Origin of the sequence: Pseudomonas sp. WS 5410 (assembly GCF_012985645.1) — a bacterium.
In the GTDB taxonomy this organism is placed as follows: Bacteria; Pseudomonadota; Gammaproteobacteria; order Pseudomonadales; family Pseudomonadaceae; genus Aquipseudomonas; species Aquipseudomonas shahriarae.
On sequence record NZ_JAAQWS010000001.1, the window covers coordinates 471,383 to 492,423 of the forward strand.

At 58.0% G+C, this 21,041-nt stretch carries 23 protein-coding genes and 2 pseudogenes; 18 read left to right on the top strand and 7 right to left on the bottom strand.

Annotation, left to right across the window (positions count from 1 at the left end; all coding sequences use genetic code 11):
- Positions 1 to 19: 19 nt before the first annotated feature.
- The 3 genes from HBO24_RS01915 to HBO24_RS01925 form a co-directional block, all read right to left on the bottom strand.
- Entirely contained in the window at positions 20 to 631 is a 612-nt protein-coding gene (locus HBO24_RS01915; protein ID WP_170044132.1) for an HAD family hydrolase, read from the bottom strand.
- Positions 621 to 2,135, bottom strand: a complete 1,515-nt coding sequence (locus HBO24_RS01920) for a class I adenylate-forming enzyme family protein (RefSeq protein ID WP_170059208.1) — start codon at positions 2,133 to 2,135, stop codon at positions 621 to 623. Before HBO24_RS01920 ends, HBO24_RS01915 begins: the two co-directional genes overlap by 11 nt.
- Before the next feature lie 365 nt (positions 2,136 to 2,500).
- Complete coding sequence (locus tag HBO24_RS01925; RefSeq protein WP_170059209.1) at positions 2,501 to 3,058, bottom strand: NAD(P)H-dependent oxidoreductase; 558 nt, start codon at positions 3,056 to 3,058, stop codon at positions 2,501 to 2,503.
- Between the two features lie 227 nt (positions 3,059 to 3,285).
- Between HBO24_RS01925 and HBO24_RS01930 the strand changes: the two genes are divergently transcribed.
- On the top strand, positions 3,286 to 3,510 hold the full coding sequence (locus HBO24_RS01930; protein ID WP_057436787.1) for a hypothetical protein: 225 nt from the start codon (positions 3,286 to 3,288) through the stop codon (positions 3,508 to 3,510).
- Between the two features lie 92 nt (positions 3,511 to 3,602).
- On the top strand, positions 3,603 to 4,502 hold the full coding sequence (locus tag HBO24_RS01935; RefSeq protein ID WP_057959400.1) for a LysR substrate-binding domain-containing protein: 900 nt from the start codon (positions 3,603 to 3,605) through the stop codon (positions 4,500 to 4,502).
- Between the two features lie 18 nt (positions 4,503 to 4,520).
- Here HBO24_RS01935 and HBO24_RS01940 read toward each other — a convergent pair whose 3' ends face one another.
- The gene (locus HBO24_RS01940) at positions 4,521 to 5,084 is read right to left on the bottom strand and encodes a GNAT family N-acetyltransferase (RefSeq protein WP_057436789.1); all 564 of its coding nucleotides are present in this window, start codon (positions 5,082 to 5,084) and stop codon (positions 4,521 to 4,523) included.
- An 8-nt stretch (positions 5,085 to 5,092) separates the two neighbouring features.
- Positions 5,093 to 5,575, bottom strand: a pseudogene (locus HBO24_RS01945) (lysine decarboxylase); the annotation flags it as partial.
- A gap of 43 nt (positions 5,576 to 5,618) precedes the next feature.
- On the opposite strand from HBO24_RS01945, the gene HBO24_RS01950 reads away from it, so the two are divergent.
- The 16 genes from HBO24_RS01950 (at position 5,619) to HBO24_RS02025 (ending at position 17,043) form a co-directional block, all read left to right on the top strand.
- Positions 5,619 to 7,133, top strand: coding sequence for a tyrosine-type recombinase/integrase (locus tag HBO24_RS01950; protein WP_170059210.1), 1,515 nt, complete (start codon positions 5,619 to 5,621; stop codon positions 7,131 to 7,133).
- Positions 7,130 to 7,429: a hypothetical protein gene (locus HBO24_RS01955; protein WP_170059211.1), complete on the top strand. Its 300-nt coding sequence runs from the start codon at positions 7,130 to 7,132 to the stop codon at positions 7,427 to 7,429. Before HBO24_RS01950 ends, HBO24_RS01955 begins: the two co-directional genes overlap by 4 nt.
- Positions 7,430 to 7,669: 240 nt before the next feature.
- The gene (locus HBO24_RS01960; RefSeq protein ID WP_170059212.1) at positions 7,670 to 8,017 is read left to right on the top strand and encodes a hypothetical protein; all 348 of its coding nucleotides are present in this window, start codon (positions 7,670 to 7,672) and stop codon (positions 8,015 to 8,017) included.
- A 51-nt stretch (positions 8,018 to 8,068) separates the two neighbouring features.
- Complete coding sequence (locus HBO24_RS01965) at positions 8,069 to 8,335, top strand: hypothetical protein (protein ID WP_170059213.1); 267 nt, start codon at positions 8,069 to 8,071, stop codon at positions 8,333 to 8,335.
- A 159-nt stretch (positions 8,336 to 8,494) separates the two neighbouring features.
- The gene (locus tag HBO24_RS01970) at positions 8,495 to 8,824 is read left to right on the top strand and encodes a hypothetical protein (RefSeq protein ID WP_170059214.1); all 330 of its coding nucleotides are present in this window, start codon (positions 8,495 to 8,497) and stop codon (positions 8,822 to 8,824) included.
- Positions 8,825 to 8,975: 151 nt separating this feature from the next.
- Positions 8,976 to 9,422, top strand: a complete 447-nt coding sequence (locus HBO24_RS01975; protein ID WP_170059215.1) for an HNH endonuclease — start codon at positions 8,976 to 8,978, stop codon at positions 9,420 to 9,422.
- A gap of 339 nt (positions 9,423 to 9,761) precedes the next feature.
- A complete protein-coding gene (locus HBO24_RS01980; protein WP_170059216.1) occupies positions 9,762 to 10,580 on the top strand; it encodes a Rha family transcriptional regulator in 819 nt (272 codons plus the stop codon).
- A gap of 183 nt (positions 10,581 to 10,763) precedes the next feature.
- Positions 10,764 to 11,273, top strand: coding sequence for a hypothetical protein (locus HBO24_RS01985; protein WP_170059217.1), 510 nt, complete (start codon positions 10,764 to 10,766; stop codon positions 11,271 to 11,273).
- A gap of 312 nt (positions 11,274 to 11,585) precedes the next feature.
- On the top strand, positions 11,586 to 12,125 hold the full coding sequence (locus HBO24_RS01990) for an HNH endonuclease (protein ID WP_170059218.1): 540 nt from the start codon (positions 11,586 to 11,588) through the stop codon (positions 12,123 to 12,125).
- Between the two features lie 139 nt (positions 12,126 to 12,264).
- Positions 12,265 to 12,483: a hypothetical protein gene (locus HBO24_RS01995; RefSeq protein ID WP_170059219.1), complete on the top strand. Its 219-nt coding sequence runs from the start codon at positions 12,265 to 12,267 to the stop codon at positions 12,481 to 12,483.
- Positions 12,483 to 12,689 (top strand): hypothetical protein, encoded by a 207-nt coding sequence (locus tag HBO24_RS02000; RefSeq protein WP_170059220.1) that lies wholly within the window; start codon positions 12,483 to 12,485, stop codon positions 12,687 to 12,689. Before HBO24_RS01995 ends, HBO24_RS02000 begins: the two co-directional genes overlap by 1 nt.
- A 118-nt stretch (positions 12,690 to 12,807) precedes the next feature.
- Positions 12,808 to 13,818 carry a hypothetical protein gene (locus HBO24_RS02005; protein WP_170059221.1) on the top strand — a complete coding sequence of 337 codons (1,011 nt, stop codon included), beginning with the start codon at positions 12,808 to 12,810 and terminating at the stop codon, positions 13,816 to 13,818.
- Positions 13,819 to 13,908: 90 nt separating this feature from the next.
- Positions 13,909 to 14,244: a hypothetical protein gene (locus HBO24_RS02010; protein WP_034118611.1), complete on the top strand. Its 336-nt coding sequence runs from the start codon at positions 13,909 to 13,911 to the stop codon at positions 14,242 to 14,244.
- Positions 14,245 to 14,445: 201 nt separating this feature from the next.
- On the top strand, positions 14,446 to 14,889 hold the full coding sequence (locus tag HBO24_RS02015) for a hypothetical protein (RefSeq protein WP_170059222.1): 444 nt from the start codon (positions 14,446 to 14,448) through the stop codon (positions 14,887 to 14,889).
- Between the two features lie 143 nt (positions 14,890 to 15,032).
- The gene (locus HBO24_RS02020) at positions 15,033 to 16,112 is read left to right on the top strand and encodes a hypothetical protein (protein WP_170059223.1); all 1,080 of its coding nucleotides are present in this window, start codon (positions 15,033 to 15,035) and stop codon (positions 16,110 to 16,112) included.
- Between the two features lie 709 nt (positions 16,113 to 16,821).
- Entirely contained in the window at positions 16,822 to 17,043 is a 222-nt protein-coding gene (locus tag HBO24_RS02025; protein WP_170059224.1) for a hypothetical protein, read from the top strand.
- Between the two features lie 1,167 nt (positions 17,044 to 18,210).
- Here the strand turns inward: HBO24_RS02025 and HBO24_RS02030 are convergent.
- Positions 18,211 to 19,995 (bottom strand): annotated as a pseudogene (locus HBO24_RS02030) (Orn/Lys/Arg decarboxylase N-terminal domain-containing protein); the annotation flags it as partial.
- A 217-nt stretch (positions 19,996 to 20,212) separates the two neighbouring features.
- A complete protein-coding gene (gene dnaQ, locus HBO24_RS02035) occupies positions 20,213 to 20,953 on the bottom strand; it encodes a DNA polymerase III subunit epsilon (protein WP_162947798.1) in 741 nt (246 codons plus the stop codon).
- Positions 20,954 to 21,041 lie beyond the last annotated feature (88 nt).

Here is a 21,041-nt window from a genome sequence, read left to right on the forward strand (position 1 = left end):
TGTTCGAGGCGCCCATAAGTCAGTACCAGTTTCGATAAAAGGGGGCGTTGGCAATACCGAGCAGGGCATCGTCGCCGGATGAGTCGCCGTAGGCGTAAATGTAGTAGTCATCAAGGTTGGCCAGGCAGCCTCTGAGCCGTATGACTTTCTCCGGCCCAACACAGTTGGTGCCTGAGATGCCCCCCGTCAGCCTGTCGCTCTCGGTTTCCAGGCGAGTGCCGCACACATAGTCGAACCCCACTGCCGCCCCCCAGGGAGCCAGGTAGTTCTCTGGCGAGTTGCTGACCAGCGCCGTGACATGCCCCATGGATTGATGCCATTGCAGCCGGCGCAGCGCCTCGGGCCTGATCCAGCGTGGCAATTGCTCAGTCACGAAATGCCGCGCGTGCTCACGCTCCTGCTCCACCGACACGCCACCCAGGTAACGCGCAATAAACGCCAATCGAGCCTGCATCAACGGGGTCACGCCCAGAATCACGCTGAACACTTTTGGCAGCAGCCAGATCATTTTGAGCCAGAACATTTTTGTTCCCGCGACGTAACGCATATAGCGCCAGAACGTATGCCGGTCGGAGAGCGTGCCGTCAAAGTCAAACACCGCCAATACCGGTGGCGTGCCATCAGCTTGCATGGCTGTGCTCCTTGAGAACCATGATCTCAATGGTCTTGGGCAGTTTGAACCCCGAGAGGTGCTGAGAAAGCAGCGTGGAAATTGCGCTCTGAGTCAGCCCGGCACGCCCCTCGACACACAGGTGCAATGCGTTGACCTCTTTGTGGTCGGGAACGATGTAGGCTTTTGCACGCACCGCATTGGGATGTTGCATGGCGACGGATTCGACCTCCAACAGATCGACCATCTGCGCTTTGATCTTTGAGATGCGTAAGCGTTGACGATAGAAAAACACATGCCCATCGTCATCGCGCCAAACCAGGTCACCCGTGTGCAGCCAGCCGTCACGGAAGAACCGCTTATTGGCTTCTTCGGCATCGTCGTAACCGTCAATCACCATCGACCCGCGTACCAGCAATTCGCCGATCCGCCCTGGTGCGACGTCTTGCCCTTGAGCATCGACGACGCGCAGCTCCACGCCCCTGATCGGCTGCCCCATGGCACCGCGCTGCGCGACGCCAAGCGTACTCTGTAGCAGCACGGGCATGCTCTCGGTCAAGCCGTAGCCCTGCAATACCGGTTTGCAGCCCAGCAACCGCCCCAGTTTCTCCGCTTCGTCCGCGGGTAGATGGCTACCGCCTGAGTAAATCATCAGTTGAGGGTGCATCGGCAACAGCGCGCCTTTGCGCTTGGCCAGTCGGCTATTGAAATAGCGAATGACATCAGGCACCAGGCAGGTATAGGTGACCTTATGCCGGGACAGAACTTCTGCCAGGTCCCTGTTGAGCAAGGTATCGGTCATCAACAGCGTGGCGCCCACGCTCAATGGAAAGATCATCATCGCCGACAGCCCGAAGATGGCGTGCAGCGGCAGCGTAACCAGATGGACGGAGCCGACCCCTTGGCGATGAATATGCTCGTGCATGCCGTCGATTGCATGCGTCACGTCAAGGTAGCGGTGAGGAACCGCCAGCGGTTTGCCGGTGCCCCGATAAGTGAACTGTATCGAGACGATTGGGTTGCCTTCAGGCAATACCAGCGGTTCGTTGCGACACATAAGCTGAACATCAGGCGTCGCATTTTCAGGCAGCGATGAGGACTCATCCACGTCCAATAACAAGGAGTGACGAACGCCGTTGGCGAGTTGGAATATTTCGCTGTGTTTTTCGAAGAGCGCAGCTGTTGTCACAACCAGCACAGGCCTGGCGCTGCCCACCACACTCGCCATTTCAAATGGCGTCAACTTGTAGTTAAGAATGACCGGAATTGCACCACGTCCAACGATCGCTAAAAAATAAGCGATAAATTCAACACCGCTGGGTAGAACAAGTGCAACTTTGTCGCCCGGCGATATATTTAAAGTTCCGAGCGCACCGTTACACTGCTCGGCTTTTAGTCGTAACTCGCGATATGTCACAACCCCTGTGTCGACATCCAGATTCCTGATAGCGATATGTTCAGGGAAGGACTCTGATATCCCGAAAAATCGGTGTAGAAAGCCGTCCTGACACAGCAAGGATTCCATTTATTAATACTCCTGACGTTTCAAACCAGTGAATTGGACTAAAGCACCTTAGGCACAAGTAGAGTGACGAGGCCGTTTATACTTCCAGGGCGCTTGGATCTTACTCATCTGAGGCTCGAATACATGTAGGACACTTCAACATGTAATGCCGAATTATCTTTGAAACACTTTTAAGTTTCAGTTCAGGGAACCCCCATAGCCCTCTTTTCACCAACGCAACAGTGCCAGGCGCAGACCCTGGGCTTCCAGAAACCCTGCATGCAAGCCAGGCTCAAGTTTGTCGCGGGCAGGCGTTGCACCTGGCCGACCAACTGAGCTGACCGCAGCAAAAGACCCAGCCGCGATGCCTGGGTCTTGCCGATCGGTCAGCCCTTCTGTTTCGTTACCCACTGACCATAGGCATCAATAAACGCCTGCAGGAACGGTTGGGTTTTCTCCGACAGCTTGCCCGCCTCATCGAACGCACTGCCCGCGCCTCCCAGGTAAGCTTCTGGCTGCTGCATGCACGGCACATCCAGGAACACCAGGGACTGGCGCAAATGGTGGTTGGCGCCGAACCCACCAATGGCCCCCGGTGAAACGCTGATGACCGCACCTGGCTTGCCGCTCCAGACGCTCTGGCCATAAGGACGCGAGCCCACATCAATGGCATTCTTCAAGGCCGCCGGCACCGAGCGATTGTATTCGGGGGTGACAAACAGCACCGCATCGGCCGCAGCCACCTGCTGGCGGAAGGTGCTGTAGGCGGCAGGCGGCGCTGAGCCATCAAGGTCTTCGTTATACAGCGGCAATTCGCCGATTTCGACGATGCTGAGCTTGAGGTTTGCAGGCGCCAATTGCGCCAATGCCTGGGCGACCTTGCGGTTGATCGACTGTTTTCTCAAGCTGCCGACCAGTACGGCAATCGTGTAGACCTTGCTCATGGGGCTTTCCCGACATCTGACTAAAGGAACCTGTAGTTATAGAGCCTTAGCCGGCCTATCACCAGCAGGTTGTGCCCAATCGGCGGCTGTTTTGCGCCGTGATCTACCTGTAGGAAAAATAAGCAGCACATCATCGAATAGTATTTTTTCTATGTAGGTAAACTACCCGCCTTAATGACGGTCTACAGAACCGCAAATCGGTGTTTTTCTCCAGAGGTTCTAAACAGATGGCAGCAGTACTTGTCGGACAATTCCATGCCCGCGACGCGGAAGGCCGCGTTTATTCCGTGCATGAATTCCAGGAGTCCACCTCGACAGACGGCGGTTCAGAACCTGTCATTTCCTACAAACTGGCGATTGGTGATCGGGTCAACAAAGTCGATGACAACACCTTTGTGCTGGTCCAGTCGCAGGTTTCGCTGACCCGCGAGCCCGAAAACACGCCTGTTTGATAAGGCTGTGCCTCCAGGCAGAAGTCATATGAGCGGACTTGGGTTAGGATTCACCCGGTGAATCCCTTACCTGCTGAACATGGACTTCATGCATGCGTTTACGTCATATCGAAGTGATTCAAGCCATTTTGCAGACCGGACACCTCGGCACCGCTGCCGAATGGTTGCAATTGGCTGTGTCCGACGTGGACGCCACCCTCAAGGACGCTGAGCAGCAACTGGGATTCATGCTGTTTGCCAGCGTCCGCGGGCGGTTGCAGGCCACCCGGGAAACCCTGGCGATGCAGGCACAGATCGCCCATCTCTACGAAGCCCTGGAGCCGATACAACGCCTGGCCAGCAGCCTCAAGCATCATCATGCGCCGCCGCTGCGCACGCTCTGTACACCGCCGCTGGCCAATCAATTGCTGCCGCAAAGCATTGCGCTGTTGCGTCGGCGTTTCCAAGACACCCCCTGCAACCTGTCCAGCCAACCGACCCGCGACATCGTCAGGAGCCTGTTGCTGCAAGAGGCCGACCTGGGCCTGAGCCTGCATGATCCCGAACACCCGCAAATCACCAGTACCGTGCTGGCCCAGGGCAAGTTGCAGTTGTTGGCGCCCCATGGCTGGCTCAAGCCACGGCAGAAATACATCGCCCTGCAAGAACTGGCCGGCCAGTCGATGATCGGCCTGGAGGGCCAGGACCCGTTGAGCCAGTTGCTGGACAGCAAATTACAGGCGCTGCGCCCGTTGCCGGTAATCCAGACACGGGTGCAGACCTATCAGATGATGCGCAGCATGGTCGAGGCCGGCGAAGGGTTGGCGGTGGTCGATCCCTTCACCGCCAGTGGCGCGCGTGAGGCCGGGCTGGATACCTGCCCGTTATCACCGCCGATCCTGGTAAGCCTGTATGGCTTGACGGTCAAGGACAGCAGCCCGAGCCCGGCGCTCAATGCGTTGCTGGAGATTGTCACGCACAAAGCGCAGGGCCTGTTGTCGCCGGTCAATTAGCCCCCGCCCGGGTGGGGCTCAGCCGAACAAGCGATACCAGAAAATCGCCACCTCACGCGTCTGCGGATCAATCCCGCGATAACGCAGATGGTCGATCCCGCCCATGACGTAGCCGCTGCGTTCATACAGCCGACAGGCCCCGAGGTTGTTGTTCTGGGTCTCCAGCATCATCCCCGGCAGGTTTTTCTTGCGGCTCCAGAACTGTGCCACGTCGAGCAAAGCCTTGGCCACGCCATGCCGGCGTGCCGGCAGCACCACCGCCAACTCATCGACATGGGCATAGCCGTTCCAATTGGTACTGACGACGATATGGCCAACCGGCCGATCATCCAGATAAGCCATGAATACCGCGCTGTCGGCGGCATCGCGATAGCTGGCGAACTCCTCCGGATCGATGCCGTAGCATTTGCGGTACGGCAGGATCTGCTCCACCGCCCACTGATCAACTGGCTTGCCCAGTTCCGGCGTGCCATATACGCACACCTCAAAGCTGAAATCATTGCCCCACACGTAGGCGTCAAATCCCTCGTCGGCGACTCGTACACTGAGCCCCGGGTACTTCGGATTCACTACAGCTTGCATAACCATCCTTAACACTTGATGCAATCGACGGTGTAACAACGACCGTTGCCGTCGTCTTCGTGTTGTAAACCATGCACATCGGCGACAAACCCCGGGAAGCTGCTATCGAACTCCCGGGCAAAGGCCAGGTAGTCGATAATCGAGCGCGTCGATTCGGTAAAGCGCTCCCCCGGCATGATCAGCGGAATGCCCGGCGGATAAGGCACCAGCATCACGGCGGCGATACGCCCTGGCAAGGCATCTATGGACACGGCCTCGACTTCACCGCGCACCAGTTGGTCATAGGCATCGGCCGGTTTCATGGCGATTTCCGGTAACACCGTGTACATGCGCTTAAGGTGCTTGGCCGTGGCGTTGCTGCGATAGCAGCCGTGCAACTGGTCGCACAAGTCTTGCAACCCCATGCCCTGGTAGCGCGTCGGGCCCTGCTCGAACACCGATGGCAGGCAACTGGCCAGGCTGCTATTGGCGTCGTAACTGCGCTTGAACTCCTTGCGATGACCCAGGGCCCTAACGATCATTGAGGCCTGAGCCATGACCAACACCAACACAGACAACCTTGTCACAACCACTGTCACAACTCCTCTAAGCTCGCCTTACTACTACCGTAGGCATGGGGTCTACTACATGCGCCTAAGGCCTGTAGGCTCCTTGAAGGGCCATGCGGTATCCTTGAGGACCACTGACAGGAGCCAAGCTATGACCGCCTCACAGGACCTACGCAATGCCTTGAAGGGCTTCCACCTCGACAACCCTGGGGCAACCTGGGAGGAGATCCGTGAGGCCATCCGTTCGTTTGCCATTGAGGCCCTTGAGGCTGACCACAGCGGTGACCCTATGCAGCAATACGGCATGGTCTACAGTGGCCTAAGGTCTGAGCTGACAGGCCACGCTATGACAGCCTCTATGACAGCCGTACAGGCCCGAGGGATCGACACAGCCACCAAGGCCCTAAGGGCTGCTGAGAGTCGCCTGAGCGGTAACCTGGGGCCCCTCAATGGGATCATTCAGGACCTAAGCGAGCCTCAAGGGTCCCTCTCTGAGCCTATACGCTCCCCTGCAAACAAGTCTCCCTCCTTGTCCCTATCTGTAAACGCAAAACACCCTAAAGGGTCCCTTGAGTCACACCTTGAGTCTCCTGAGCGGCTGACCTTCCTGTCCATTGCCACAGCTTACGTTAAGGAACACCGGGACAACATACAGGCCAGCACCCTAAAGAACCTTGAGGCCTCCTTGAGAGTCCTGAGCGTGGCCCTGGCTGACACCAACATGATGACCCACAGCCGGGACGACATGACCACCCTAAAGGAAACCTTGGGCACCACACGGGCTAACTCCACGGTCAATAAGCTGCTGACTATCCTCCTGACAGTGTGTGAGTGGGCTGTTAACACAGGCATGATTGATCGGCATTACGCTAAGGGCCTCAAGATCCGTAAGGACGCTGACAGCAGCCGCAAGGCCTTCACTGAGGCACAGGTAGTCACCATTATGGCCCAGGCCACAGAGGAGACCACAGAGGCTTCCCTATTGATCCAACTGGGCACCCTGACAGGGGCTCGACTGGCTGAGCTAACAGGCCTGACCAAGGGTGACTTTAAGGAGGTCGCTGGTGTGAGTGTGATTGACATCAACACCAATCATTCCCACAAGTCCCTCAAGAACAAACAGAGTCACCGCCTTGTGCCACTGGTAGAGGCCATGGGGTCTGACCTGGGCGCACTCTTTGAGCTGGTCGAGGCACTGCCTACGGACGACTCCCGGCTGTTTCCTAATGACGCCTCACTGGGTCGCACGGTTAACGCCAAGCTGCGCCAGTTCCACGGGATGACCACCGACAAGGCTCTGACATTCCACTCACTGCGTCACTCTATGGCTACGGCATTCAAGGCTAAGGGTCTGTCGCTGGACCATGCACAGGCGATCCTGGGGCACTCCTCAAGGACCATCACGTTTGACCTGTACGGGCGTGGCGCTGGGGTTGACCTCAAGGGCCTCAAAGAGTCGCTGACCACTGCACTGACTGTGACCCAGGAGGTGACCCAATGAGCCCGACTATCACTGTGAGCGTGGTCCTGGGGCTGCTGGCCTATGCTGGCGCTGTCCATCTATGGCGGGCCTACAAGAAGCACCGAGACGACTACCGCCAAGGCTACCTATTGAGGGTCCGCTATGAGGCTGCTGTAGACACGGTGCAACTCCTTAACCACTGGTACAACCTTGAGCCCAAGGGACCCGAGGAGGACGCCTTAGCGGCTGAGGTCCTTGAGTTCCTGGCACAACGTGACGCTGAGGCCCTGGCCCAAAGGGCGACCACTGGGGCAAAGCCTGGGAGCTGGACCTAACGGCACCACAAAGGGCGCTCCACGTTTCATTCTGAGGAACTGACAGGGGCATAGCCCTACAGAATCATCACAGCGTCACCCTTAAAGGCTCGATTGGTTCCCGTTGTGGGACTGGTCGGGCCTTTGTCGTTTAGGTCCCTGTGAGAAACTTTAGGTGTGTGAGCAAAACTCGTTGACAGTGTGTGAGGAGGCTTGTACCTTGACGACTCCTAACCACACACCTCGCAAGGTAGCCACACAATGACCACCACCACACAAACCCAAGCCGCTCCTAAATCCCCAGTCGCAACACTGCGCCCAGGCTTCACCGAGAACGCCACCCAGGCAACCCATGAGATTTATGGCATGCCCTCAGGCCTGACCTATGAGGTCTCCGTCAAGGACCACGCGGACAAGTTCTTTCTGTTCACCCACCTTGACGTGTGGCTGGCGACCGGCTGGCTTGTGACCTCTGTCTATGAGGCCCAAGGGTTGTACGTGATGCAGGTCCGCAAAGGTCGCCGTATCGGGACACTGGTCTCTGAGGGTGACGCCCCTCTGTGGCACCAAAGCTCCCGCGCTGACCATGCCCTCAAGAACTTCTGCTAACCCACACCGACCGCCAAGGCTCTCACAAGGGGCCCTCACAGGAGACGCGCAATGATCCTCACCACTGACAAGCTGACCATCACCCTGACTTGCAAGCTGACCCGTGATGGCTTCGCCTGGGTCGCCCAAGGTCCTAACCACGTTGGCCGTGATTCCATGGCCGTGACCGGGCACCTCGACAACCTGACCCGCCCCGAGAACGCTAAGCGCTGCCTTGAGCTGTTCCGTGAGACCCACCGTAAGGGTCACGCTGCCTTCACTATCGCCCCATGTGATTCCCTTCGGTCGGTCTTTGTGGCCGTTGAGGTGACGCCATGATGGCCTATGTGGGTTGGACCTTAGGGTCTATGGCGATCCTTGGCGGCGTCCTCTACCTGGGCGACCGAGTACAAAACCTGCTGACCACCCACTGACCACCTAAGAGGCCTGCTGTATGATGCGGGCCTTCTTGTTCTCACCGCCCAGGTATCCAACACCATGACCACCGACACCACCCTCCTGACAGACTCTGTGACCATCGCCAAGGCCACACCCAAGCGGCGACACGTTGACCTCAAGGTGAGCCTGCTGGCTGCCCTGACAGAGCTTGAAGGCCTGGGCCTGCTGGTCAAGACTGTGGACGGTGAGGGCCTGCACCAATGGCATGACCACAGAGGAACCCTTGAGGCCGCCGAGCGGGTCTATCTGGATTCACTGCGCCGCCCTGGCGTGACCCTGGACCTTGGCCGGATGGTCCTCACCGCGTTAGTCCTGAGGGCGAGACACCCAGGAGACACAGCGGCAATCGTTGAGGCCCTGAAAGGCTGACCACACCGCACACACCGAGAGCCCGCAACGTCCCGTATCCATTGGGGCTGAGCGGGCTTTCTGCTTTCTGGTCATAGAGTCAGTCCCGGATTCACTCACCTATCAGAGAGGACCACCCAGGTTCCTCAAGCGATAGAGGAGACCTCGACCGATGCTAAGCGATGACTTTAAGTACAACCCTGAGACCCCTTGCTGTGTGGACAGCGACATTATCCCGACCTGTGGTGGTGGCTATTGGAACTTCACCTACAAAGGCAAAGCGCTGGCCGCTCACCGTATCGTGTGGGAACTCCACAATGGACCCATACCGGCTGGCTGGCTGGTCGATCACAAGGACCGGAACAAGCTGAACAACCGCATAGAAAACCTGAGGTTAGCCACCAAGGCACAGAATAGTGCGAACTCAACGCGCAAGCGGTCGCTACCCAAAGGGGTCTATAGCCTGGGCCTGAGAAACGGCGCGGTCTGGTACAGAGGCCAAGTCACTATCAACAAGAAATCCCACTCTCACCCCTCTACCACTGACCTTTCAGTGGTGACCTCCTGGGCCAATGCCCTGCGCCTTGAGGCCTATGGGGAGTTCGCCGCCTCACAATGAGGACCCTTTGAGAGCCCTGGGCGTGACTGCCTGGGGCTTTGCCGTTTCTGAGGGCCCAATAGATGACCGCGCGGGCCTACATGCGTGCGTGTATAGACAGATGGAAAGGGTCATTGAGAGACCTGGGATTAAAACCCCTCACCTATACAGGATAGACACCACGTCTCCCTGGCACCTCCTCAACGCTTGCCCTGTCGGTTCCCTCAATGGGTCCTGATGGGGCTGCGCCTGGGAGGTCGGTACAGAAACCCTCACTAAGGCTACAGACAATCAACACCCAGGATTAAAACCCCTTACCCAAACAGGGAACACCAGTCCACAACCACGGAGACCACCAACATGACCGACCTCAAGACCATCACTATGACCACCGTTGAAATTGCAGCGATGACCGGCAAGCGCCACGACCACGTTCTACGTGATGCCCGCCGAGTCCTTGACCACGTTCTACAGTCAAGGCTCGCGACGTTGGAAAGCAAATCCACCTGCGGAAAGATGGCCCCAGATTTGGGGGCATCTATTGGGGCAACCGGGGCCGTGTATCTGGACGCCTACGAGCGTGAGAAACCTATGCTGATCCTCAATAAGCACATGGTCTTCACCATCATCACCGGCTACGACACCGCGCTACGTTACACAGTGGTCGGGCGCTGGATTGAACTTGAGCAAGCGGCTAACCCTGCGTTCGGGTCTCAAGCAATCACTGACACGCTGATCGACCTACAGTCACGAGTGGACATGATGGCCCCGGCCTACGCCGAACACACCCGCAAGGGAGCCAGTGAGGGCTATACGTGGCGTGAGGCTTGCCGTTTGGCTGGCGTTGAGAACCCCGACAAGGTGTTAGCCATGTTCAAGGACAAAGGCCTTGCCAGGACCTCTAAGGGCCTCACAGAGATACACCCGAAGTACATCGACCGGGGCCACGCCAAGCCAGTCAACCCACGCAACAAAGCCGTAAAACTGACGGGCCACCTATTCAGGATCACCCACAAGGGTCTCACTGAGTGGCTACAGCCTAAGGCCGAGTCAATCGCCAAGGCACTCAAGGAACACCTCAAGGTGCGCCCTGTGGTGGACGGTGACGGCTTTGTGGTTGACATCGTGGGCGAAGGTGCCAGCGGTATGACCGTGCAAGACGTGACCGCCCAGCTCTGAGCGTCACCCAACTGACCCGCCTGGGGCCCTTCAAAGGGGTCTCAAGGTGGGCACGTTTAGACACCCAGGATTAAAACCCCTTACCCAAACAGGGAACACCGGGACCACCTCACCAGTGCGTCACCGGCTGCCTGCAAAACCACTCACAACCAACGGAGACCACCGACCCAGGAGACCACCACCATGACCCACCACACCACCGAACTACTCCACACCCTGGCCGATGACTTCGACCGGGCCGACTACCTGACAGGCCTTCGCCTTGTCCCTGAGAACCCTAAGCGAGGAACCGTGCCGACGATAATCAAGAACCCTTTCTGTGGTCATCTGGATTTTCAGGACCGGTATGACCGATGGTCTGAAGACATCCTTTCTGGAGTCGCAAAGCTGGACCACGGCGGAACCAAGCAGCTCCCCGTTAAAACCCTCTATGAATTGCTTGAGTCCCTTGACGTGTTCTCTACAGAGACCATCGGCGCACACCTGGGACTGTCCGCAAGGATGGCGCGGCGTTATCTCAATGCCCTTGAGGTGGCAATGCAACCGCTTATGAGGTCCCGGCCTAAGTGGCTGAGGGTTGCCATGGGAGACCTTGAAGACCATGAGCGAGTCACCTTCCCGGCTACTCAATCGGCACCTGACCAGATGGCACAGCTACGCCTGGACCTGGGCGCTGATGCGTTCGTGAGTTAATGCGGACACAACATAATAAACCCTAAGGACTGACCTCTAAGAGGCCTCGACTCAATGAGGACACAACCTTAAAAGATCCTCTGAGAGACCCTTTGTGATGGGAGTTATTTGCTGACAAGCAATCCCACCTCTGAGAGACCTTTAAGACCTTTGAGGTTAGAGCCTGGGTCTATCGACCACAGATTGAACAGCACCACAGAGTCACCTTTAAGGACCACTGAGCAACCGCCCAGGGCCCACACCGAACCTCTAAGGCCCACACCACGGGTCACCCAGGAGAACCACCACACAGACACCCAGGAGACCACCACCATGCAAAACATTCAGATCGACGTTAAGACCCTTTCCGCTTCCTACAAGGCCGACTCCCTGAGCCCTTCGGGCCTTGCGACCCTTGAAGGTCAACCCGTAGGCACACAGCGCCCCGATGGCTATTGGTCATTCCAAGGGCTGGCAGTTCACCGTGTCGTATACGCACTGGTCACCGGCAAGGACCCTCAGGGCCTGTACATCGACCACAAGGACGGCAACCCAGGCAACAACAAGGCCGACAACCTGCGGGCCTGTACCAACCGTGAGAACGCACGCAACACCCCAGGCCGTGGCGGGTTCTTCCCTAAAGGGGTCTACCTCAACGCCAAGACCGGGCGCGTGACTGGCTGTGTCGAGGGCTACAACCTGCGTAAAAGTTTTCTACTTGACCGTGACCATGACAGCACACAGCTCAACGCAATGTGTCGTGCTGCCCTTGAGGCAATCCTTGAGGAACACGGCGAGTTTGCCAACGTGACCAGCTTCTACTGTCAGCTCCCAACTGAGGCCGTAATGGGTCCCGCTGAGGGCTGGCCGTAAGGCTGGCTCAATCCCGGTAGGCCTCACCTATAAGGGGAGAGGAATACCACCCCGGAACAAAACCCCTCACCTACACGGGGAGTACAGAGAAATTTTCTGACCCTCCACAACCGACCAATCCATTAGGAGAACCACCACCATGACCGCACACACTGAGCGCCGTATTGATTCCACCGTATCCCTTGCCGTTGCATTGCGACTGACCCACCGTGACACCCTTGAGGCAATCGCAAAGGTACACCCTGAGCTGCCTGCTGATACCGACACCTTGACCCGTGCTGAGTCGATGGCCGTGGCCGAGCTGGTATGCCCTGAGCGGGCCTTAGCGGTCTTCACTGCCCTGCGGGCCGACTCGTAATGAGCGCCTACCATGCACCCAAGGTGCCGACCATCCTGACCAAGACCCAACGCTATCACCTGCATACGTGGCTTGCCCTGGACCTACAGGGTCACTCCCTTGAGGAGATCCGTGAGCACTTCGAGGTCACCCAGGGTCGCCGCCGAGAGGCCAAGAAGGTCCGCGAAGCCAAGGCCCGAGAGGCTGCCCGCAACGCTGCACAGTGAGGCCGTAGTAGAAACCCTCACTAAGGTTACAGAACACCACCCCGTAACTTTCCACCGACACTGTGAGAGCCACATGAGCTGACACACTTTTACGATTGACATTAAGGAGACCACCACCATGACCACGGAGACCACCACCACCGCACCGACCATCCTGACCGCTGAGGCCTTTGCCGCCTTGCAGGTTTCTATCCGCGCTGACCTGACCGTAATACCACCCCGCCCTTGCCCGCCTGAGGTGGACCATAGCGACCTGACCGCCTGGGTCAACTGGATGACCACCACTGAGGAGCCCCTGAGTGAGCTGGTAGAGCGCTACAGCATTTTCCCTACAGCGCAGCACCTGAGCGCAGCAACCATCGTGGGAGCTATCGGGGCGAGCGTGGACGTTAGCCGCCTGATGAATATGTGGGCTGACTTCTATGAGGCCAACCCTGAGGCCCTGCAAGGCCACGGACTGAGCCGCGTAAAGACCATCCTTGAGCAACGCCGCTGGGCTGCCCGCTCGCTGCCGTTGGGTCTCCCACCTATTGAGGTCTGCCGGACCCTGTGGGCATTGGACCCTGAGAGCCCTACAGGCTTGCGTTCTGTCCGCACCGGGAAGGCCCTCAAAGGTGAGCCCCGTACTAAAGGGTCGGTCATTGTGTACCGGCCTGCCACTGGCGAGAAATTCAGTTTTGACCCTGACGACATCGTGTTTGCCCTTGAGGAAGACCTTGACGGGAACGAGCTGACAACCTTTGAGCGTGCCGAGCTGGCGCGTATCGAACAACTAAAGGAGGACCGTGAGTCTGTGACCACTATCACCGAGGCCGAACTACAGGCCATCAATGAAGAATTCCCAGCGGCTGCCCGCCTTGCATTCATCGACATGCGCCTACGCTATAACAACCGCCGTTGTGAGTTCCGTACCTGGGACCATGAGGCCAAGCGTGTCACCTTCGATGCACCGGCTGTCCTGGCTGACATGCGTAGCTATGTGGGCGTTCGTACCGTTGAGCGCTTTGAGCGACTGGTAGAGCAGGGTATTGACCTTGCTGGCATCCTTTGCGCCCACCTACGTATCCCCCTGATTAAAGGGTCCCTGATGTTCCAAGACCCGGACAACACCGCCAAAGGTCGTATCTAAGGGTCACCCTAAAGCAACCACGCACCTGATCTTCCTGGGTTCACTGAGAGCCTGGGCGGCACCCTATCGACCTCTAAAAGGAGAACCCTTATGACAACCACACAGATGACCGCAACCCACGCTATCGCTATCGCCCTGGGCGGTGAACACCGAACCGTTAAGGACCGCGCTGAGATCATTCTGAACAACCTTGAAGAATCCGGCGCAGTGACCAAAGCGCCACACCTTGGCGGTTTTCGTTGGACCCTAACCACTCCTCACCCGTCCTTTCCCGGTGACGTTGTGGCCGAGCATGGTTTCTACCTGAACGCCTCACAGGCTCGCTATGAAACCCTTTTGGTCTCCCCGGCGATTGGCTTAATGCTGGCCGCTGTGGTCCGCAAGCCTGGGCACATGGCAAAGGTCGTCGCACTGACAGCGACGTGACCGAGCTTCAAGAGCCCTCAATGGGGCCTCAACTCTGAGTCTGTATCTCAATCCCGTCTCACCTCACTAAGGAGAGAGGAGAGCGTCCCGTTAACTAAGTCTGTCCGATACGGCACAGCACAGCGTGAGTCTGACCACATATGAATCAGCAGCGCGGGACACCTCGACCAACACCACAACCCACAAAGGAGATCTACCACCATGAAACTCAATATCGTTCGTCTGTCCGAAACCAAATACGAAGTCCAAGGCCAGGAGGTCACCAAGGAATATGCAGAAGGTGCCATGCTGGCGGGCCTGTTCGCTGTCTGTGGCCGTAACGTTGACCGCATGGCTGACGTGTGTGACCAATATGAGGCCGCTGGTCTCTCGCCTAAAGCGTTCCCTGTCGAGTACCGCAAGGTCGGCTTCCTGCGTGCTGAGATCGCCGCTGAGGCTGAGAAGCGCCGTAAGGACACTGAGTTCCACCGTGAGCGAGCCCGTCAAATGAATGAGGCTAATGACCCTCTGGCAATCGCCCGTAAGCGCGCTGAGCGTGAGGCCAAAGAGGCCAAGATCCGTGCCCATGGTCAAGCTATCCGTGCTGCCCGTAGCGGCAATGGCCGTGCCCTGATGGGCTGGGATGAAAACGACACCTGGATCTAATCCCAGGGTCACCCATAGAGCCGCCCTTTGAGGGTCCCGCTGTGGACCTTCACGCCTCATTAAGAACACCCGCAAGACAACCTATCGACCCTGACCACAAAGGCCCAGGGCGATCCCTCATTGATTCCTAAAGGAGATTCCCCATGTCTAAAGTAAACCTGAACCAAGCAACCGGCACCGTTAACCGCAACACTGACCACCGTGACCAGACTGACCGCTTCGCAATGCCTAACCGCTTCCACGTTGAGTCTGTCGTCGAAGGTTCCACCGTGGCCCGTTTCAGTGACAGCCGTGTGCGTCAAGGCGCTGCACCTAACGAACTGGACTACGTGGCCTTCATGCAAAACGGCATCAATGCTTACCTCAACTCTGAGGACTGGCGTGAGGCTGCTGAGGAGGCTATTTCGTGTGAGTTCCGTCCACATGCGACCGAGCCAACCGTACAACAAGTGGCCCTGCTGGAAAGCCGCGACATCGAGTTCGACCCACGCACCTCCCTGTATGACCGTTCGCAAGTGGTCACCAAGGGTAAGGCCATCGCTGGCGACTTCCTGTTCTCTGAGCCTTGCAGCACTGCCGCTCTGTTCTCGACCCGCCTGACTGTTCTGGATGCAAACGTTATTGCAGGCTTCACCGCTAATGGCGCTGAGCAAACCATTGTCAAGCTGCTGACTGACTTCCAAATCCAGTGCAACACCACCGTGGCTAAGATCCTGGCTAAGACCGCCAACCTGCGCAAGGTCAAGGCGAACATGCCTAAAGGTGCCCCGCGTGAGGTCGCTGAGGACCTGATCGACATCTTGGCCGTGAACGTTGATACCGCCTTCGGCGCTGGCCTGGATGACTTCACCTACATGCTCCCAATCAGCATGGGTCCTACCCTGGATCGTGCGGCCCAGCGTGCTGGCGTAGAGGACGTGTCTGAGCTGATCGGCGCGGGCATTCAGTACCACGGCGGCCCTAAGGGTCTGATCTTCATGGTCCCTAACGCCTTCGCAATGCTGTCTTTCCGTGAGCAACGTGACGGCGACATTTGGGCAACCCATGTGACCCGTAACCCAGCCATCCAAGGTTTCGACATCGAGATCAGCGGTGTAGCTGACGTGGTGGCTAACGCTATGGTGCGCCTCAAGATCGCCAACCCAGCCGACTCCTCGGAGCGCTTGCAGACCGAGACCGTACCGTACCCTGTCGTTACCCTGATCGAACTGGAAGACAAGTAACACGAACACCCTACAGGGTCCCTCAAGGGGCCTTGTGGGCTTCGATAGATCCTCTGAGGTTGTCGCCTTTAAGGATAAGGTTTCACCAAAACTCTAACCCTTTGGATTCGACATAAGGAGCCTTAGAGGATCTATCGAAGCTCACACGCTTCACACCCTTCAACCGAACACAAGGAGCCCTCAACGATGGCTAAGGTAAAACTCAATGCACTCCCACTGACCCTGGGCGGTGCGACTGTATTAGCGAACCACTACCGATGGGGCCTCCCTGCTGTCTATAGCATCGCTGAGGTCATTAAGGTGACACCTGGGGCCACGTACAACCTTGAGGCCTACAGGGTCGCCATGGGTCCACCTGTGAGCAACAACCCGGCCTACTGGCAAGGTGACCTCTATGACGTGGCAACGGCCTGGGCAATCCTGGCACACCGTCTGCGTCAACTGGGCAAGATCCCTGCAAACTCATTCCCTGATGTCCCTGGGTCTCACAAGGTCCTCACTGAGGCCAACCGAAAGGCAACCCTTGAGGTTCTGTCTGGACGGAGTGCGACCACCTGGGGCAACGCTACAGCCATTCTCCGTGATGCTGTCGAGTATGACGGGCCTGTACGCACTCCCGTATGGGAGGCCCCTTAACCAACACCGTGGACCCTTTCTGTGACTGACGTTAGGCCCACTGGGTCTACACAGAAGCACAGGAGGTGCCCTTATGAAACGTGAAACACTCAAGGCTGTCCTTGTGGCTATCGTTCGCTCTAAGGCGTTCTGGAAGCTGACAGGGGCTGTGGCCTTGCTGGCCGGTTTGACCATCCCTGAGGGTTTACTTGAGCTGGTCTCTGAGCTGGTCCGTGAGGTCCTGGCTGAGGTTGGCACTGGCATAGCCGCTGCTGTACTCACTGCCCCATGGGTCACCTACGTGGCCGCTGTGTGAGACCCTGGCAACACCTGAGCGTGGCCCTTTGAGGTCACCTTAGGGCTGTCCCTGTGTCACTCCCTTGGCGTCAATATCTCAATCCCGGATGTCCTCACTAAGGAGAGAGACAGACCCTCCATATGGTTCCCTCTATGATCCTTCCTTAAAGATCACTCTTAGGCTCACATTGAGACACTGGCTGTCAAGGCTTAATGTCAATCCCGGATGTCCTCACCCATGAGGTAGACCGGATGACCCTCTATGATACTTAAAGGTCTCTCATAGACCCTGTACCTTAAAGGACCCTCTGAGGGCTGTTCCTTTGTGATTGGTGATTATTGCTGATAAGCATCACCTCCCTAAGCTGTACCCTGTTAGGCCTTAGTGGCTTGACGTCTATCCCTATGCGACCTCTGTGACTGTGGTGGTCAACAGGCGTGGTGGTCTGGTCTCTACAGAGAGCGCATGGCCGTGATAGTCGTCAAGACCAGTGAGTCTTATCAGACAGCTCACTATCTCCCTTTAGAACCCCAGGGTCTGCCACCTTTAGGCCCTGGGCGCTCTTTCCTTGCTGCACCTTGCTGCACCTTGAGCTTTCCTTTAAGTGTCCTTGCTGGCCCTCTGTGGTCCCTTGCTGAGGCTGTTTAAAAGAAGACTCCCATGCACGTCTCTTGTGGTTCCCTCTAAGGTCCCTTGAGGCGTTCTCTTAGTGTGATGTTATTACATGTCACCAATGACCATGACCCGTGAGGTCTCCCTTGAGTGTTACTGTATAACACCCTTGAGGTCACATGATGGCCTGGGCCTGGATGGTCTCCGTTGAGATCCTTTGAGGACCCTTTAGGGCTGACCAAAAAATGACACAAAAATCTGAGACACCACCTGTAAGTAACACCGCTCGCGTGTACCCCCGTGCCCCTGCGCGCTGGCCTGAGCTTTATGGCGCATGCGTGGGGTCCTTATCGCGCCCATGTGTCGTGTCGCGTGAAAGCCTGGGAGTTTCCCTGAGAGCTGAGCCCTTGAGGGTGACCATAGGGTGACCATGCTGAGTCCTTGCCGTGCCCTCTGAGATCCCTTGAGGTTGACCCGAGAGACCATGAGTCATTGTCACAACACTGTGCCAACACTGTCACAAAGGTCCTTGACGGTGCCTGTAGGTGCTGGCCTAATGGGCTTCCCTGAGTTGCGCTTGAACTCCAGCAATTCCGTGAGCAGGGTACTCCACTTGCCTTTGGTGATCCCCATGGAAAACAGCACGAGGAATGAATAGAGCCCGGTTTTTTCCACCACCAGGCCACGCTCCCAGAGGAATTTACTGACCACCGCCGCCGGGATTCCGCAGTCACTCAAGGCACCGCCCGCCGTAAGGCCGGGCATCACCAGGGTGACCTTGATCGGGTCGAGCAACACATAGTCTTCGGCGATATCACCAAAGCCATGCCAGTCGGCCTCGGGCTGCAGCAACCAGTCGGCCGTCGCCACCCGATCAATGCCCGCCACCGAAGGCGGCTGCCAGATGGAAAACCACCAGTCATCGGCGGCAATATGCTGGCGCAGATTGGCCAGGGCCCGACGGAAACTCAGGGCCTCATCGAACATTTCCTGGAGCAGCGAACGCCCTGCCGGCCCTTCCATCATGGCCGACGCCACGTCCAGCGAGGCAATGATGCTGTACTGCGGCGAGGTAGAGATGTGCATCATGAACGCTTCATTGAACCGGTCACGGTCCAGTTGCCGTGCCCCGCCGTCCTGTACATGGATCATCGACGCCTGGCTGAAGGCCGCCAACAACTTGTGGGTCGAATGCGTGGTGAACACCAGCGGGCTATCGGGCGTACGCGAAGTCCCCATGCCATAGCGCCCGGCGAAAAACTCGTGGAAGGCCGCGTAGGCATACCAGGCCTCGTCAAAGTGCAGGACCTCGACACTGTTGCCCAATTGTTGCTTGATCAGCTCGGCGTTGTAGCACAGGCCGTCATAGGTCGAGTTGGTCACCACCGCCAGCTTGACCTTGGGCTCGCGGCCCCGGGTCAAGGGGCTGGCCTCGATCTTGGCGAGAATCGACTCGCGGCTGAACTCGGTTAGCGGAATCGGGCCGATGATCCCCAGCTCATTGCGCTCCGGGCACAAGTACAGCGGGATCGCGCCGGTCATGATGATCGAGTGCAGCACCGACTTGTGGCAGTTGCGGTCCACCAGCACCAGGTCATCGCGGCCGACCATGGAATGCCAGACGATCTTATTGGCGGTGGACGTACCATTGATCACAAAGAAGGTATGGTCGGCGCCAAAGTTGCGCGCCGCACGGGCTTCAGCTTCGGCCAAGGGGCCGGTGTGATCCAGCAGCGAACCGAGTTCCGGCACCGACACCGACAAATCCGAACGCAGGGTATTTTCCCCGAAAAACTGATGAAACGCCTGCCCCACCGGGCTTTTGCGATAGGCAACACCACCGCCGTGGCCGGGGGTATGCCAGGAGTAGTTGGAGTCGGCCGTGTGCTGCACCAGAGCCTTGAAGAATGGCGGCAGCAGTCCATCGAGGTAAGTACGCGCCGCCCGGGCCACCTGCCGGGCCAGAAATGGCACGGTGTCTTCGAACAGGTAGAGAATGCCGCGCAGCTGGTTGAGTTCACTCATGGCGTCGGCCGGGGCATTTTCCAGGGTGACTTGCTCGCCCAGGGCAAAGATTGGCAGGTTGGGCGCACGCAGGCGCGCCAGTCGGATCAGCTCGACCATGTTCTGCAGCAGATGGGTATTTTCCCCGGCGCCTTCAGCGGCGATCAGCATGCACGCCAGCCCATGATGGGTCGAGGCCACCAGCCGGCCCTCGGCATAGTCCACGGCAGAAAAGATACTGAAACCTTCTTGCTCCAGCTCCCGGGCGATGCCCCGGACCCGATCACCGGCGACGGTGTCGGCCTTGATATCACGGTGCACGATCAGGATAGGGAACTTCAGGTCTTTGTACATGGGGCTTGGCGTCCTGAGAGCGATGTACTCAGGGTAGAAGCTGGGAGCGAATGTCGCGAATGAAGATTTCGAAGCCTATACAGAACCAATGTGGGAGCGGGCTTGCCCGCGATGGCGGTGGATCAGTAACAGCTGCACTGGCTGTCAAACCGTAATCGCGGGCAAGCCCGCTCCCACACAAGCCTGCTCCGACATGTTTAGACCGTGCCGGGCCCGACTAGTGTTGGGTCAACTGGGTCCACAACGCCGGCGCCCCCGCCGACTTGGCGATGGCTTCCAGGCGTGCCGCGTGCTCGGCCATGTCCTGCTCGCTGGCGCGGATGATGGTCGTGGGCTTGCGGTCCGCCGGCAGGCGACGGATTTCCGAAGGTCGGTTGCCCGAGCCTTCGGCCGAACCGTTGCCATCGGAGGCGTTGCCGGCCAGGGACAGGCTGGTCTGCCCGCCCGTCATGGTCAGGTAGACGTCCGCGAGAATCTCGGAGTCGAGCAAGGCGCCGTGCAGTTCACGGCCGGAGTTGTCGACGCCATAGCGTTTGCACAAGGCGTCGAGGCTGTTGCGCTGGCCCGGGTGGCGCTCACGGGCCATCATCAGGGTGTCGAGGATCGAGCAGTGACGGGTGATGTCCGCCCGATCCGTCTGGCCCATCAGCGCGAATTCGTTGTTGATGAAACCCACGTCGAACGCCGCGTTGTGGATGATCAACTGCGCGCCGTTGATGAACTCGAAAAACTCATCGGCAACTTCCGCAAAGCGCGGCTTGCCCACCAGGAATTCGTTGGTGATGCCGTGCACGCCAATGGCGCCTTCGTCACTTTCCCGGTCCGGTTGCAGGTACACGTGGAAATGCCGGCCGGTAAGGCGGCGGCCCATCAACTCGACACAGCCGATTTCAATGATCCGGTGACCATCGGTCACCGGCATGCCGGTGGTTTCGGTATCGAGTACAACGGATCGGATGGCCATCAGGGTTCAGCTCTCAACGGTGTGTGTATTTCAAGGGGCGGGATATTAGCACGCTCTATAACCGGAGCGCCCCCTAGAGGAA

Coding starts and splice junctions, on each gene's coding strand:
- HBO24_RS01915 (WP_170044132.1), bottom strand. CDS start 631: ATGCAAGCTGATGGCACGCCACCGGTATTGGCGGTGTTTGACTTTGAC.
- HBO24_RS01920 (WP_170059208.1), bottom strand. CDS start 2,135: ATGGAATCCTTGCTGTGTCAGGACGGCTTTCTACACCGATTTTTCGGG.
- HBO24_RS01925 (WP_170059209.1), bottom strand. CDS start 3,058: ATGAGCAAGGTCTACACGATTGCCGTACTGGTCGGCAGCTTGAGAAAA.
- HBO24_RS01930 (WP_057436787.1), top strand. CDS start 3,286: ATGGCAGCAGTACTTGTCGGACAATTCCATGCCCGCGACGCGGAAGGC.
- HBO24_RS01935 (WP_057959400.1), top strand. CDS start 3,603: ATGCGTTTACGTCATATCGAAGTGATTCAAGCCATTTTGCAGACCGGA.
- HBO24_RS01940 (WP_057436789.1), bottom strand. CDS start 5,084: ATGCAAGCTGTAGTGAATCCGAAGTACCCGGGGCTCAGTGTACGAGTC.
- HBO24_RS01950 (WP_170059210.1), top strand. CDS start 5,619: ATGACCAACACCAACACAGACAACCTTGTCACAACCACTGTCACAACT.
- HBO24_RS01955 (WP_170059211.1), top strand. CDS start 7,130: ATGAGCCCGACTATCACTGTGAGCGTGGTCCTGGGGCTGCTGGCCTAT.
- HBO24_RS01960 (WP_170059212.1), top strand. CDS start 7,670: ATGACCACCACCACACAAACCCAAGCCGCTCCTAAATCCCCAGTCGCA.
- HBO24_RS01965 (WP_170059213.1), top strand. CDS start 8,069: ATGATCCTCACCACTGACAAGCTGACCATCACCCTGACTTGCAAGCTG.
- HBO24_RS01970 (WP_170059214.1), top strand. CDS start 8,495: ATGACCACCGACACCACCCTCCTGACAGACTCTGTGACCATCGCCAAG.
- HBO24_RS01975 (WP_170059215.1), top strand. CDS start 8,976: ATGCTAAGCGATGACTTTAAGTACAACCCTGAGACCCCTTGCTGTGTG.
- HBO24_RS01980 (WP_170059216.1), top strand. CDS start 9,762: ATGACCGACCTCAAGACCATCACTATGACCACCGTTGAAATTGCAGCG.
- HBO24_RS01985 (WP_170059217.1), top strand. CDS start 10,764: ATGACCCACCACACCACCGAACTACTCCACACCCTGGCCGATGACTTC.
- HBO24_RS01990 (WP_170059218.1), top strand. CDS start 11,586: ATGCAAAACATTCAGATCGACGTTAAGACCCTTTCCGCTTCCTACAAG.
- HBO24_RS01995 (WP_170059219.1), top strand. CDS start 12,265: ATGACCGCACACACTGAGCGCCGTATTGATTCCACCGTATCCCTTGCC.
- HBO24_RS02000 (WP_170059220.1), top strand. CDS start 12,483: ATGAGCGCCTACCATGCACCCAAGGTGCCGACCATCCTGACCAAGACC.
- HBO24_RS02005 (WP_170059221.1), top strand. CDS start 12,808: ATGACCACGGAGACCACCACCACCGCACCGACCATCCTGACCGCTGAG.
- HBO24_RS02010 (WP_034118611.1), top strand. CDS start 13,909: ATGACAACCACACAGATGACCGCAACCCACGCTATCGCTATCGCCCTG.
- HBO24_RS02015 (WP_170059222.1), top strand. CDS start 14,446: ATGAAACTCAATATCGTTCGTCTGTCCGAAACCAAATACGAAGTCCAA.
- HBO24_RS02020 (WP_170059223.1), top strand. CDS start 15,033: ATGTCTAAAGTAAACCTGAACCAAGCAACCGGCACCGTTAACCGCAAC.
- HBO24_RS02025 (WP_170059224.1), top strand. CDS start 16,822: ATGAAACGTGAAACACTCAAGGCTGTCCTTGTGGCTATCGTTCGCTCT.